13 protein-coding genes and 2 tRNA genes are annotated in these 13,450 nt (G+C 70.4%); 13 read left to right on the top strand and 2 right to left on the bottom strand.

The window, feature by feature from the left end; genetic code table 11:
* Window positions 1-53: 53 nt before the first annotated feature.
* Both ACFW22_RS21890 and ACFW22_RS21885 read left to right on the top strand, forming a co-directional pair.
* Window positions 54-614, top strand: a complete 561-nt coding sequence (locus ACFW22_RS21890) for a hypothetical protein (protein ID WP_386407182.1) — start codon at window positions 54-56, stop codon at window positions 612-614.
* A 187-nt stretch (window positions 615-801) separates the two neighbouring features.
* On the top strand, window positions 802-1,884 hold the full coding sequence (locus ACFW22_RS21885) for a hypothetical protein (protein ID WP_386407180.1): 1,083 nt from the start codon (window positions 802-804) through the stop codon (window positions 1,882-1,884).
* Here the strand turns inward: ACFW22_RS21885 and ACFW22_RS21880 are convergent.
* The gene (locus ACFW22_RS21880) at window positions 1,869-3,005 is read right to left on the bottom strand and encodes a M48 family metallopeptidase (RefSeq protein WP_386407177.1); all 1,137 of its coding nucleotides are present in this window, start codon (window positions 3,003-3,005) and stop codon (window positions 1,869-1,871) included. The two genes, ACFW22_RS21885 and ACFW22_RS21880, sit on opposite strands and share 16 nt — an antisense overlap.
* A gap of 131 nt (window positions 3,006-3,136) precedes the next feature.
* On the opposite strand from ACFW22_RS21880, the gene ACFW22_RS21875 reads away from it, so the two are divergent.
* The 8 genes from ACFW22_RS21875 to ACFW22_RS21840 all read left to right on the top strand — a co-directional run bounded on the left by ACFW22_RS21875 (window position 3,137) and on the right by ACFW22_RS21840 (window position 7,985).
* Window positions 3,137-3,328 (top strand): hypothetical protein, encoded by a 192-nt coding sequence (locus tag ACFW22_RS21875; protein WP_386407174.1) that lies wholly within the window; start codon window positions 3,137-3,139, stop codon window positions 3,326-3,328.
* A gap of 83 nt (window positions 3,329-3,411) precedes the next feature.
* Window positions 3,412-3,573 (top strand): hypothetical protein, encoded by a 162-nt coding sequence (locus ACFW22_RS21870; RefSeq protein WP_384874550.1) that lies wholly within the window; start codon window positions 3,412-3,414, stop codon window positions 3,571-3,573.
* A gap of 52 nt (window positions 3,574-3,625) precedes the next feature.
* Entirely contained in the window at window positions 3,626-4,246 is a 621-nt protein-coding gene (nadD, locus tag ACFW22_RS21865) for a nicotinate-nucleotide adenylyltransferase (protein WP_384874552.1), read from the top strand.
* Between the two features lie 19 nt (window positions 4,247-4,265).
* Window positions 4,266-5,978: a LytR C-terminal domain-containing protein gene (locus ACFW22_RS21860; RefSeq protein ID WP_386407170.1), complete on the top strand. Its 1,713-nt coding sequence runs from the start codon at window positions 4,266-4,268 to the stop codon at window positions 5,976-5,978.
* Window positions 5,979-6,061: 83 nt separating this feature from the next.
* Window positions 6,062-6,526, top strand: coding sequence for a ribosome silencing factor (rsfS, locus tag ACFW22_RS21855; protein ID WP_386407167.1), 465 nt, complete (start codon window positions 6,062-6,064; stop codon window positions 6,524-6,526).
* Window positions 6,523-7,176 carry a histidine phosphatase family protein gene (locus tag ACFW22_RS21850; RefSeq protein ID WP_386407256.1) on the top strand — a complete coding sequence of 218 codons (654 nt, stop codon included), beginning with the start codon at window positions 6,523-6,525 and terminating at the stop codon, window positions 7,174-7,176. The genes rsfS and ACFW22_RS21850 overlap by 4 nt, the downstream gene beginning before the upstream one ends.
* 95 nt (window positions 7,177-7,271) lie before the next feature.
* Window positions 7,272-7,344: transfer RNA gene (locus ACFW22_RS21845), tRNA-Ala, on the top strand.
* Window positions 7,345-7,751: 407 nt separating this feature from the next.
* Window positions 7,752-7,985: a hypothetical protein gene (locus tag ACFW22_RS21840; RefSeq protein WP_384874559.1), complete on the top strand. Its 234-nt coding sequence runs from the start codon at window positions 7,752-7,754 to the stop codon at window positions 7,983-7,985.
* Here the strand turns inward: ACFW22_RS21840 and ACFW22_RS21835 are convergent.
* Entirely contained in the window at window positions 7,964-9,184 is a 1,221-nt protein-coding gene (locus tag ACFW22_RS21835) for a glycosyltransferase 87 family protein (protein WP_386407164.1), read from the bottom strand. The genes ACFW22_RS21840 and ACFW22_RS21835 overlap by 22 nt on opposite strands.
* Window positions 9,185-9,309: 125 nt before the next feature.
* On the opposite strand from ACFW22_RS21835, the gene ACFW22_RS21830 reads away from it, so the two are divergent.
* The 3 genes from ACFW22_RS21830 (at window position 9,310) to ACFW22_RS21820 (ending at window position 13,413) form a co-directional block, all read left to right on the top strand.
* Window positions 9,310-9,382, top strand: a tRNA-Ala gene (locus ACFW22_RS21830).
* A 290-nt stretch (window positions 9,383-9,672) separates the two neighbouring features.
* Window positions 9,673-12,546 (top strand): leucine--tRNA ligase, encoded by a 2,874-nt coding sequence (gene leuS / locus ACFW22_RS21825; protein WP_386407161.1) that lies wholly within the window; start codon window positions 9,673-9,675, stop codon window positions 12,544-12,546.
* A gap of 123 nt (window positions 12,547-12,669) precedes the next feature.
* On the top strand, window positions 12,670-13,413 hold the full coding sequence (locus ACFW22_RS21820) for a hypothetical protein (RefSeq protein ID WP_386407158.1): 744 nt from the start codon (window positions 12,670-12,672) through the stop codon (window positions 13,411-13,413).
* Window positions 13,414-13,450: the final 37 nt, after the last annotated feature.

Genomic DNA, 13,450 nt, shown 5'->3' with positions numbered 1-13,450 from the left:
GAGGGTTCGCACTCTCCCTGCCCAAAACCACCTTTCGGGTCTACTCTGATTCCGTGCCGGACGACGTGGGGGGCCAGCCGTTCCAGGACGGCGGAGACCCCGAGGACGCTGTCGACCGCGGAGGCGCTGACGAGGTACAGGCCGCCGTGGTCTTCGACGAGGACTTCGTCAGGGCCGCCACCATCCACGAGCCCACTGCAGTGGAGCGACTCCTCGCCGCCGCCCAGGCGCGTGCCGAGGCCGAGGCCGCCCGCGCCCGTGCCGGAGTCGGATCCGCCGAGGACGACCCCTACGAAGACGGCCACGACCTCGTGGGCCCCACCTACGAACCCGATGACGTCGGCGACGACGCCAGCCCCTACGGCCGTCACGGCGGGGCCCTGCGCCCCTACCGGGGCCAAGCCCGCTGGCACCGCCCCGTCGCCTGGGTCCTCGCCCTCGTCATGGGCGTCGGCATGGTCGCCCTCGCCTTCAGCGCCGTCTACCGGGGCGCTGCGGCCAACCGTGACGACCAGGTTCCGCCGCCGGCCACCAGCGGCGTCGACACTCCGAACCCGAACCCGGCCCCACCCGCCGCCGAAGCGCCCGTCGCACGGTCGACATCGCCCCGCTAGGCACGGTCCAGCAGGAGCGGCGACGTCGTGGACCGACGGGGACACCCGCAACGCGCCACCGACCCCCGTGGGTACTCCCGCCCCGTCGGTCTTTCTTCGGCCCGGGGCCACTCCGACGGCCGAATTCTTCCGAACTTGTCGTGTACCTGGGAGTTTATAGAGGCGCCCGCAGACCTACCCTGAAGGTATGGCAGGGCGTGGCGACCCGCCTGAGGGGACACCCGAGGGAGTCCCCGGCGGTGAGGACGAGTACCGGTCCCTCGTCTTCGACGAGGCGTTCATCCGCGCTGCCCGCCTCCAGGAGTTCTCGGCCCGGGAACGGATGGGCGAGCACGCCCTGGCCGTCCGCAGCCGTTCCACCCGGGAGGGCCGGAGCGGCTCCCGCCCGACGGTCCTGCTCGTCCTGCTGATCCTCCTCGCCTTCGGAACCGCCATCTACCTGGGCGCCCGCACCCCGTACCAGCCCCCGGTCGACCAGCGCGCCGAGTCGCTGCGGACCACGGTGGTCCCGCTCGCCCCCCAGGGCCCCGTCCCCGGCGGCGCACCCGCCCAGCTCTTCTCCCACAGCCCGGCCGCCGAGTACCGCACCGGGGCCGCGGGCATCAACCTTCCCGTCACCGGGCGCACCTCCCACTTCGCCGAGAGCCAGGTCGTCACCGCACTCAGCATCGCCAAGGACTACCTGGTGACCTCCGGCCTGGAGCCCGACGTGCTGTCCGGGGCGACCGTGCGTCCAGTGCGCCTGTTGCTCGACCCGGACCAGCTGGAACAGTTCGACCGGAGCGTGGAGTCTCCCGCCAACGACGGCCAGCACGCCCTCGCGGGCTGGCTCATCCGCTTCGACCCCGGTCAGGTGGCGCTCGCCGAGCCCGCCGCCCGGGTGCAGGGCACCCTCCGCTTCGAGGAGGTCGGCCCCGACACCCTGGACGTCACCGCGGACCACACGTACACCTACGCCCTGCGTCCGGCTGTCCAGGGCGCCGGACCGGTCGGAGCGGCCTCCCTCTTCACCGTCCACCGCGTGGTGCACTTCCGCTTCGACCGCGAGGACCTGCGGATGCACCGTGCCGAGCTGTTGACCAGCACCGTGGAGGCCGGCCCCCAGGCGTGCGGTGCCGACACCACGGGCTCCTTGGAACCGCTCCTGGCAGGGGCGCGAGCCTCGGACACGGGGCGCGTCCCGGCCGTCACCGACCCGTACGCCACCGCCCGGCCCGCTGCCCCCGCGCTGTGCGGAGTGCTGGCGCCGAACGCTCAGCCCTCGCTCTGACCGTCCCCGGCCGTGCCGTCGGCCTTCCCCCCGCCGGTCGTGCCGCCGTCTCCGGCCGCCGAGCCGCCGCCGGCCTTTCCTCCGGCCTGGCCGGCACTGAACCGGTTGCGCAGCCGGCCGCCCAGATCACCGGCCAGGTCGCCGGCCCCACCGGCTATGTCCCCCACCAGCTTCATCAACGGATCCTTGCTGCTCCGCACCGTGTCGGCATAGTGCCCCGCCGACTCGCGGAAGGAGTCCGTGACGGAGGTGTCCTTGTCCTCCGAGCGCTTCGGGTAGTGCCCGTCCATGATCCGCTGGAAGTCGCGGTTCTCCGACCACTTCTTGAGCTCCGCCGCCCGGACGGCCGTGAAGGGGTGCGAGCGCGGCAGCACGTTGAGGATCTTCAGGACCGAGTCCCGCAGGTCCCCGGCCTTCTCGTACTCATCGGCCTGGGCGAGGAAGGCGTCCACGTTCATCTCGTGGAGGTGGTTGCCGCCGGCGATCTTCATCAGGCCGCGCATCGAGGCCTGGACGTCCTGGCCGACGAGCAGCCCGGCACGGTCGGCGGAGAGCTCCGACTTGCGGAACCATTCGCGCAGCGCCGTCACGATGGCCGTGATCGCCACCGTCCCGAGCGGGATCCAAGCGACCTTGAGGGCCAGATTGGTGAGGAACAACAGGACCGTGCGATAGACGGAGTGTCCGGAGAGCGCATGGCCGACCTCGTGGCCCACGACCGCCCGCATCTCCTCCTCGTCGAGGAGTTCTACCAGTCCGGTGGTGAGCACGATGATCGGCTCGTCCAGGCCGATGCACATCGCATTGGGCTTCGGATCCTGGGTGACGTACATCGGCGGGACCTTCTCCAGGTCCAGGATGTAACAGGCGTCCCTCAGCATGTCGTTGAGGTGGCTGAACTGTGCGTCGCTCACCCGGACGGAGTCCGACAGGTAAAGGAGCCGCAGGCTGCGCTCCGGCAGCAGCCCGCTGAGGGCCTTGAAGGCGGTGTCGAACCCGCTGAGCTTCCGCAGGGCGACGAGCGCCGAGCGGTCGGCCGGGTGCTCGTAGGCCCTCGAGGAGATGCCGGGGAACCGCTTCCGCTGCCTGCTCGGCGTGCTCCCCTGGTCTTTCTCGGTCATGGATGCCCCCTGTTCGTACGAGATCGATGCTCGTCCCCCTGACTGCCCCCAGCGTAGGTGCTGGCGCTACCGTGTGCCGGGGGCCTGTGGATAACTCCGGGCCCCGAGGACGACCGAAGGGCACGACCGACATGCCGGACACCGTCGACGCCGCAGCCGACCTGCTGGCGACCACCGCCCAGCAGGGCCCGGGGGACACGCTCCGGATCGTGCTGCTCGTCTCCCTCGTGGGCGGTGCACTGCTCGCCTGGTTCCTGCTCCGCGGGTACCGCACGGAAGACGCCTCCCGCGAAGAGGACGCCGACCGTGATGCCAACGCCTGAGTCGGCGTGATCGCTCCGGGACGGCCCGCATACGATGTGCGCGAAGTCTCCGCTCCCATTCCCGATCGATAGGTCTGCCGAAGATGAGCCTCCACAGCACCGCCGTCCACCTGGTCACCCTCGCCGAGGGTGCCGAGCACGGCGGCAACCACGACAGCCTCAACCCCTACCTCACCGGCTTCGGCGCCCTCGGCGCCCTCCTGCTGCTGCTGTGGATCACCACCCGTTTCAACCGCGACCGCTGAACCGACGGCCGCTGATCCGGCGTCCGCCGCCGTGCCAGTAGGCTCTGCACGCATGGGAGAGCAGGAAGTGCCTACTGGCGGGCGCGGCAAGCGCCGACTCGGCGTGATGGGCGGAACCTTCGACCCGATCCACCACGGACACCTGGTGGCGGCCAGTGAGGTCGCCGCCCTGTTCCACCTGGACGAGGTGGTGTTCGTGCCGACCGGGGAGCCCTGGCAGAAGAGCCACAAGGTCGTCTCGGCCGCCGAGGACCGGTACCTCATGACGGTCATCGCCACGGCGTCCAACCCGCAGTTCTCGGTCAGCCGCATCGACATCGACCGCGGTGGCGCGACCTACACCATCGACACCCTGCGGGACCTGCGGTCTCTCAACAGCGACTCGGACCTCTTCTTCATCACCGGGGCCGACGCGCTGTCGCAGATCCTCACCTGGCGCGACGCCGAGGAGCTCTTCGCGCTCGCCCACTTCATCGGCGTCACCCGACCGGGCCACGACCTCACCGACGACGGACTGCCCAAGGGCGGCGTCTCCCTCGTCGAGGTGCCCGCGCTCGCCATCTCCTCCACCGACTGCAGGGCGAGGGTCGCGCAGGGCGATCCCGTCTGGTACCTGGTCCCGGACGGCGTGGTGCGCTACATCGACAAGCGCCAGTTGTACCGCGGCGAGTGAGCTTCGGGGAGGGCCACCGGTGAACGATCAGCAACACCCGTACGACCCGTACTATCCGCAGCCGCAGATCATCGGCTACGACGAGTACGGGCAGCCGGTGTACCAGCAGCAGGTGCCGCCGCAGGCACCCGCACAGCACTACGACCCGTACGGCGGCCAGCAGCAGGCGTACGGCCAGGACCCGTACGCCCAGGGGCCCTACTCGCAGGGGTCCTACGCCCAGGAGCCGGCCCCGTCCCCGCAGTACGACCCCTACGGGCAGCAGGGCTACGCCTATCCGTCGTACGACACCGGACAGCAGTGGGCCGCCCCGGTCGATCCCGCCCCGGCTCCCGTCCAGGCAGCCCCGACCGTCGCCCAGGCCGCCCCGGTGGACCCCACCCCGGTCCCCGCCCAGGCCGCACCGACCGGAGTCCCCGGCCAGCGTCCCGCCTCCGAGCGGTCCGCCCCGACCCGGAAGGGCGAGGGCGACTACCGCACCGAACAGTTCTCCTTCGTCGAGGAGCCCGACGAGGACTCCGAGGACGTCATCGACTGGCTCAAGTTCACCGAGAGCCGTTCGGAGCGGCGCGAGGAGGCCAGGCGGCGCGGGCGCAACCGGACCATCGCGCTCGTCGTCGTCCTCGTCCTCGCCGTCGTCGGAGGCGTCGGCTACCTCTGGTCCGCCGGCCTCTTCCCCGGCTCCTCCGACCCGGAACGCAAGGGCGGGAGCACGGCGACCGGCCCGCAGCAGCGCGCCACGATCGTCGTCCACCTCCACGACCTCAAGAACGGCAGCACCTCCACCGCCCTGCTCGTGGACAACGCGACCACGGGCCAGGGCACCACGGTCCTCATCCCCAACTCCGTCGTCGTCGCCGGCGTCGACGGGGTGGGGACCACCCTCGCGAAGTCGGTCGAGGAGGACGGTTCCAGCGGCACTCGGGAAGCGATCGGCAACCTGCTGGGAACGAAGATCACCGGCACCTGGCGCCTCGACACCCCGTACCTGGAGAACCTCGTCGAGTCCCTCAGCCGCATCGAGGTCGACACCGACACGGACGTGCCCAATCCCAAGGAGGGGGCCGAGCCGCTCGTCAAGAAGGGCGAGAAGCAGACGCTGAACGGCCGTGCCGCCGTCGCCTACGCCACCTATCGGGCGCCGGGCGAAGCAGAGGCCAAGCAGCTCCAGCGCTTCGGCCAGGTCATGTACGGGGTGCTGCGCAAGTTCTCCAGTGACCCCGAGGCGGCCACGGTGACGGTCGAGACCCTCCAGCAGATCCTCGACCCCTCCCTCCCCGAGCGGGACCTCGCCGCCTCCTTGGCCAAACTCGCCGACCACGCCAAGGTCGGCGACCACAAGACCGCCCTGCTCCCGGTCGACCAGGACGGCGCGCTGACCGAAGGCGCGAGCGACAGCGTGGTGAAGGACATCCTGGGCGGCAAGGTGAGCGCCCCCGAGGCGGGCGAGGTGCCCCGGGTCTCCGTACGGGACGGGTCGGGCAAGAAGGCGTCCGAGAGCGCCCGGATCGTCCTGGTCAACGGGGGCTACGCCTTCGTGGGCGGCGCCGACGCACCGACCCAGAAGACCTCGCAGGTCTTCTACGGCGATGACGCGCAGAAGGCGACGGCCGTCGAGGTGGCCAAGACGCTGGGGCTGCCCGACGACTCGGTCGAGAAGGGCAAGCCTTCCGGAACGATCGCGGTCACCGTGGTCCTGGGCCGGGACTACGAGGTCCAGGGGGCCGGGTAAGGGGCGCTCGGAAAACGCCGACGGGGTCGTCGGCGGTCCGTGAGACCCTGGAGGGGTACTGGACCGCCGACGAAAGCCTGCCTGTGACCGCCACGGACCGTTCCATCGAGCTCGTCAAGACCGCCGCTCAGGCGGCTGCCGACCGGCTCGCGCACGACATCATCGCGTACGACGTCAGCGACGTGCTGTCGATCACCGACGCCTTCCTGCTCGCCTCCGCGCCCAACGACCGCCAGGTCAAGTCGATCGTCGACGAGATCGAGGAGCGGCTGCTCAAGGAGCTCGGCGCCAAGCCGGTCCGCCGCGAGGGCGACCGCGACGCGCGCTGGATCCTGCTGGACTACGTCGACATCGTCGTCCACGTCCAGCACAGCGAGGAGCGGGTCTTCTACGCCCTGGAGCGGCTGTGGAAGGACTGCCCCGAGCTCGACCTGCCCGAGGATGCCCTGAAGACGCGCGGCAAGGCCGCCGAGCACGCCGCCCTGACCGGTGCGGACATCGAGGCCGGCTCCGGTCTTCCCGAGGGAGCGGACGGTGAGCTGAGCTGAGCGCCACCAAGGGCGGCAGAGGCCGCCGCATCGTCCTCTGGCGCCACGGCCAGACCTCCTGGAACCTGGAGCGACGTTTCCAGGGCTCGACCGACATCGAGCTGACGGAGACCGGCGTCGCCCAGGCGCGTCGCGCCGCACGGCTGCTCGCCGCGCTGGAGCCGGACGCCATCGTGGCCTCCGACCTCAAGCGGGCGGCCGCCACCGCCGCCGAGCTCTCCGTCCTCACCGGGCACACCATCGCCCATGACGCCGCGCTGCGCGAGACGTACGCGGGGGAGTGGCAGGGCCTGACCCACGACGAGATCGTGGCGCGCCACGGGGAGCAGTACGCCGCGTGGAAGCGCGGGGAGCCCGTGCGTCGGGGCGGCGGCGAACTCGAGACCGAGGTGGCCGACCGGGCCGCCCCGGTGGTCCTCGAGCACGCCGACAAGCTCCCCGAGGACGGCACGCTCGTCGTGGTCAGCCACGGTGGCACCATCCGCACCACCATCGGTCGGCTCCTGGGGCTGGAGCCCCACCACTGGGAGAGCCTGGGCGGGCTCTCCAACTGCTGTTGGTCGGTCCTCGGCGAGGGCGCCCGTGGCTGGCGCCTGCTGGAGCACAACGCAGGAACGCTGCCCGAGCCGGTCCTCGGCGACGACGACTGAGTCCCACGAGGGGCCTGCCGGACCCGGATTTCACTTTCTGGCAGGTCACAGGCTAAAGTTCTTCTTGTTCGCAGCGCAGAGCGCGAAGAACACGAGGGGCTATAGCTCAGTTGGTAGAGCGCCTGCATGGCATGCAGGAGGTCAGGAGTTCAATTCTCCTTAGCTCCACAGTCACCGAATCCCGTCCCCCATGGGGGGCGGGATTCGTCGTTCCGTCACTTTCCCGCCCGGTGCGGGGCATCGATCCTGCGGTGGCCCTCCGCCCCGTTCGACGTGCGGGCCGTGATCCGGCACTCGGGCGTCCCCCTCCCGGGGACGCGGGGCGTCGCTGGTTCCGGAGTACAGGGCTCCGTGAGCGCGTTCCGGGTGGTCGGCCCGGCCCCGACGGCCGTGCGCATCACGGCTGACGAGGCGTGACCGCCTCGTCGGTCACGCTGACCCCCTTGCGGGGACATGGCAGAATCGGACGGCCGGAGGGGGACGAGGATCCGGACGGGAGGGTGACCCAAGTGCTCGGCGACAACGGCAGGGCGTCCTATGGGTGCACGGCCTGCGGCCACAGCTGGAGCTGATTCATGGGTGCACATCGGCGGAAATGCGATTGGTGCGACAGCGGTACGCCCATCGTGCGTGACATGGACCCCGTCAACCCGGGGTTCCAGTACTGGTGCGAGGAGTGCGCGCGGGCGCTGATCATAAAAGGCGACCCCATCGAGACCTACCGCGAGCTGGAGGGGGAGCCGATCTACGGCCGGCTCCTCGACGAGCACTGCACCCTCAAGCGCTTCTACTCCTTCGCCACGGCCTGACGCCGCAGCGTCAGCGCGTACCCCACGAGCAAGGCCGTCGCCGTCAGCGGATAGACCGCCGACAGCAGCATCTGCCCCGCGTTCTGGTCCAGTTCGGGGCGGCCCGGGTCGTGCGGGACCCACCACAGCGCGAACGAGGCGAAGGCCAGGGCCGTCGCCCCCGTCACCGGCCACGTCCGCGTCGCCCGGTCCGCGAGCAGGATCAGCAGGGGCACGCACCAGACCCAGTGGTGGGACCAGGAGATCGGGCTGATCATCAGTGCGGTGAGCGCGCAGACGACCACGGCGACCGCCTTGTCGCCGCGCATCGCGGCCCGTACCGCGAGCACCATCGCCGCACCGCCCAGGACGGCCGCGGTCACGGCCCACCACGTGCCCGGGTCATCGGTGTGCATGAGGCGGGCCAGCACTCCGCGGATCGACTGGTTCGCGGTCTCTTCGGCGAAGCCGACGCGGCCCGTCTCGAACAGCGTCTCGGTCCAGAACCGCCGTGAGTCCGCAGGCAGGGCGACCGCCACGGCGAGCGTCGTCCCGACGAACACTCCGGTCGCGGTCAGGGCCGTGCGCAGCCACTGGTTTCCCCTCCGGTCCCGGTGCCACAGGAGCAGGCCGGCGGCGAACAACAGGACCACGAAGAGCCCGGGGGTGAGCTTCACGGCGGTTGCCAGGCCCGTTCCCAGGCCCGCCCAGCGGCTCCCCTCGCGACGGGTCAGGTCCCAGAGCACCGCCACGGCTATGAGCAGGTTGATCTGGCCGTACCGCAAGGTCGTCCACACCGGCTCGCACCAGACCACGACCGCGGCGACCCACAGGGTCGTGCGCCACAGGTCGGTGCGGGGCAGGGAGGGGCGGACCAACTGGAGGGACAGGTGCACCAGGGCGACCACCAGCAGCAGGTTCCCCGCGGTGGTGAGCGTCCGCATCAGCGGGACGCCCACCAGGGTCAAGGGGACGAACAGCAGGGCCGCGAAGGGCGGGTAGGTCATGCCGAGGTTCGCCGAGGTCGCGCGCATCGCGTACAGGTCCCCGCCCGCCAGGACGGTCTCGCCCTCGGCCCGGTAGACCATCACGTCGAGCATGTTCACGTGGGCGAGGCGTTGAGCCACCCAGAAGGCCGCGAAGGAGAGCAGGCAGACCGCCGCGGCGGTGGCCAGGGGCCACGGCCGGGCGCGGGTTCGGGAGAGCACGGAGACGGACACAGTCGGCGACCCTACCCGGCAGGTCAGGGGGGTCCCGGGAACCGATTTGGAGATCTGCGGGGAAGCCGGTTAATGTTCTGTCTGTCGCCGCGAGGGAAACCGAAACGGAGACAGAAGAAAAGCAAGGGGCTATAGCTCAGTTGGTAGAGCGCCTGCATGGCATGCAGGAGGTCAGGAGTTCAATTCTCCTTAGCTCCACAAGAAGGAAGCGGGTCATCCTCAAAGGGTGGCCCGCTTCTTCGCGTACACCTTCCCGTCAACGCCCCCACCGCCGTTCCGTGGACGCCGATGCGCCCCCGTCGAGCGCTGCGGTACCCTGACGCCATGCGTGCCGTACGCCTCCTGCTTACCGAGCCGCGCTGATCAGTGTCGACGGGTGACCGACATCCCGTCGGAGTCGGCGCGGCATCCCCTCCTGTGCGAGGGGATTTTTCATTTCGGGCAGTTCGTGGCAGTGGGCAGAGACGATCGATGGAGCATCAAGGACCATGACCGAGATCACTACGGCCGCCGAGACGGCGGCCCCGCATCGCTACACGGCGGCCATGGCCGCCGACATCGAGGCACGCTGGCAGGACTTCTGGGACGCCGAAGGCACCTATGAGGCGCCGAACCCCACCGGTGACCTGGCGGGCGACCCGGCAGTCGCCGCCCTGCCCAAGAAGTTCATCATGGACATGTTCCCGTACCCCTCGGGTGCGGGCCTGCACGTCGGCCACCCGCTGGGCTACATCGCCACGGACGTCTTCGCCCGTCACGCGCGCATGACCGGCCACAACGTGCTGCACACCCTGGGCTTCGACGCCTTCGGCCTGCCGGCCGAGCAGTACGCCGTGCAGACGGGCACGCACCCGCGGGTGTCCACCGAGGCCAACATGGAGAACATGAAGCTCCAGCTGCGCCGGCTGGGCCTGGGCCACGACAAGCGCCGGTCGTTCGCCACGATCGACCCGGACTACTACAAGTGGACCCAGTGGATCTTCCTGCAGATCTTCAACGCCTGGTACGACGACGAGGCCAAGAAGGCCCGCCCGATCGCCGAGCTGATCGAGCAGTTCGAGACCGGCGCGCGTGAGGTGCCCGGCGCGCGAGCATGGAGCGAGCTGAGCGCCGTCGAGCGCTCCGACGTCCTGGGCGAGTACCGTCTGGCGTACGCCTCCGACGCCCCCGTGAACTGGTGCCCCGGCCTGGGCACCGTCCTGGCCAACGAGGAGGTCACCGCCGACGGTCGCTCCGAGCGCGGCAACTTCCCCGTCTTCAAGGCGAAGCTGCGCCAGTGGAACATGCGGATCACCGCCTACGCGGACCGCCTGCTGGACGACCTGGACGCGCTGGACTGGCCCGAGGCCATCAAGCTGCAGCAGCGGAACTGGATCGGCCGTTCCGAGGGTGCCCGCGTCGACTTCCAGGTCGGCGACGCCGGAGCCATCACCGTCTTCACCACCCGCCAGGACACCCTGTTCGGTGCCACCTACATGGTCCTGGCGCCCGAGCACGACCTGGTCGAGAAGATCGTCCCGGCCGCCTGGCCCGAGGGCACCCACGCCGTGTGGACCGGCGGCCACGCCACCCCGTCCGAGGCCGTCGACGCCTACCGCAAGCAGGCCGCCTCGAAGTCCGACGTCGAGCGCCAGGCCGAGGCCAAGGACAAGACCGGCGTCTTCACCGGCGCGTACGCGACCAACCCGGTCAGCGGACAGCAGGTGCCGGTCTTCATCGCCGACTACGTCCTGATGGGCTACGGCACCGGCGCCATCATGGCCGTCCCGGCCCACGACAGCCGTGACTTCGCCTTCGCCCGCGCCTTCGAGCTCCCGATGCGCTGCGTGGTGGAGCCGGGCGACGACCGCGGCACCGATCCGTCGACCTGGGACGACGCCTTCTCCTCGTACGAGGCCAAGCTGGTCAACTCGGCCAACGACGCGATCTCCCTGGACGGCCTGGGGGTCGTCGAGGCCAAGGCGAAGATCACCGCCTGGCTGGCCGACCGGGGCATCGGCGAAGGCACCGTCAACTTCCGCCTGCGCGACTGGCTGTTCAGCCGCCAGCGGTACTGGGGCGAGCCCTTCCCGATCGTCTACGACGAGGACGGCGTCGCCCACTCGCTGCCCGAGTCGATGCTGCCGCTGGAGCTCCCCGAGGTCGAGGACTACTCGCCGCGCACCTTCGACCCGGACGACGCGGACACCCAGCCCGAGACCCCGCTGTCCCGCAACGAGGACTGGGTCAACGTCACCCTGGACCTGGGCGACGGCGCCGGTCCGCGTCGCTACCGGCGCGAGACCAACACCATGCCCAACTGGGCCGGCTCCTGCTGGTACGAGCTGCGCTACCTGGACCCGCACAACTCCGAGAAGCTGGTCGACCCCGCCGTCGAGCAGTACTGGATGGGCCCCCGCGAAGGGATGCCCACCGGCGGGGTCGACCTGTACGTCGGCGGCGCCGAGCACGCGGTGCTGCACCTGCTGTACGCGCGCTTCTGGTCCAAGATGCTGTTCGACCTGGGGCACGTCTCCTCGGCGGAGCCCTTCCACAAGCTGTACAACCAGGGCATGATCCAGGCCTTCGTCTACCGGGACGCGCGGGGGATCGCCGTGCCGGCGGCCGAGGTCGAGGAGCGGGACGGCGCCTTCTGGTACCAGGGCGAGAAGGTCGGCCGCGTCCTGGGCAAGATGGGCAAGTCCCTGAAGAACGCGGTGACGCCCGACGAGATCTGCTCGGAGTACGGCGCCGACACCCTGCGCCTGTACGAGATGGCCATGGGCCCGCTGGACGTGTCGCGCCCCTGGGACACCCGCGCGGTCGTCGGCCAGTACCGGCTGCTGCAGCGGCTGTGGCGCAACATCGTGGACGAGACGACCGGCGAGGTCACCGTCGTCGACGACGCGCCCGACGAGGACACCCTGCGCGCCCTGCACAAGGCGATCGACGGTGCCGCCCAGGACATGACCGCGATGCGCTTCAACACCGCCATCGCCAAGATCACGGAGCTGAACAACCACCTGACCAAGTCGGGCACTGCGGTCCCCCGGACGGTCGCCGAGCAGTTGGTCCTGCTGATCGCCCCGCTGGCCCCGCACATCGCCGAGGAGCTGTGGAACAAGCTGGGCCACACCGACTCCGTCGTCCACCAGGACTTCCCGGTCGCCGACCCGGCGTACCTCGTCGACGAGACCGTGACCTGTGTCGTGCAGATCAAGGGCAAGGTCAAGGCCCGCCTGGAGGTCTCCCCCTCGATCACGGACGCCGAACTGGAGGCGCTGGCGCTGGCCGACCCGCAGGTGGTCAAGGCACTGGGCGGTGCCGAGATCCGCAAGGTCATCGTGCGTGCGCCGAAGCTGGTCAACATCGTCGCCGGCTGACGACGCATAGGGGTTTCCCCTACGGGCAGCTTGGGGGTTCCGATGGAACCACCAAGCTGCCCGTTCCGTTTACCGTGGAAGAACCACAGCCGTGGGAAACCGACGGACGCCGGAGGGGCGCACATGGGAGCCACGATTATCACGATCATGGCGCTGCTCTTCTTTTCCTTCGTGGCGCTCGGGGTGTACGCCACCGTGAGGGTCGCGAAGGCCGCCAGACGGGGCGTCGACCGCACCATCGACCAGGCCCGGCGCACGGTCGAGGACACCGCACTGCGGGCCAAGAGCTTCGGTCAGGCCGGTGTGGCCGGGGAACTGGCCCGGCTGCGGCTCTCGCTGCGCACCTCGATGCGCGCCACGCAGGAGGCACTGCGGGAGGGCGTCGGAGAGGACGCCTCGCTCAAGGAATCGCTCGACCTCTTCCAGAGGCTCAGCGGTCACGGGCTCGAACTGGACGCGGACCTCAAGCGGCTCGAGCGGGAACCCGACCGGGCGTGGGTGGCCGGGCAGCTCCCCGAGCTCACCGCGCGGACCGAGCGCATCACCGGCTCGGCCGACGCGCTGCGCCGCGCGGCCCGTGAGCGGGCCCTGAAGTTCGCCGAGGACGACCTGTCGATGCTCAGCGCACAGATCGACGTCGAGGCGGGTGCCCTGCGCCACTGGGCCGAGCCGGAGAGCGTGCCGGGAACGACACCGGCGTCCGGAGCACCCGGGGTGACGACGGCGGACGCATGGGGACAGCCCACGGGGGCCGCCGCTCAGACCGGCCCTGCGGGCGAGGGGGAACCGCCTGCGATCACGGCACCCGATCCGCGTCGGACCGCCTACCCCTGGGAGAAGTCGACCCGTCCGGAGACCACCACCTGACCGGGGGCGCGGGCGGGGTCGTGCGTCGGGACCGACG

This window comes from Streptomyces sp. NPDC058872, assembly GCF_042743065.1.
GTDB lineage: Bacteria > Actinomycetota > Actinomycetes > Streptomycetales > Streptomycetaceae > Streptomyces.
This window is presented reverse-complemented; position numbering and strand designations above follow the sequence as displayed.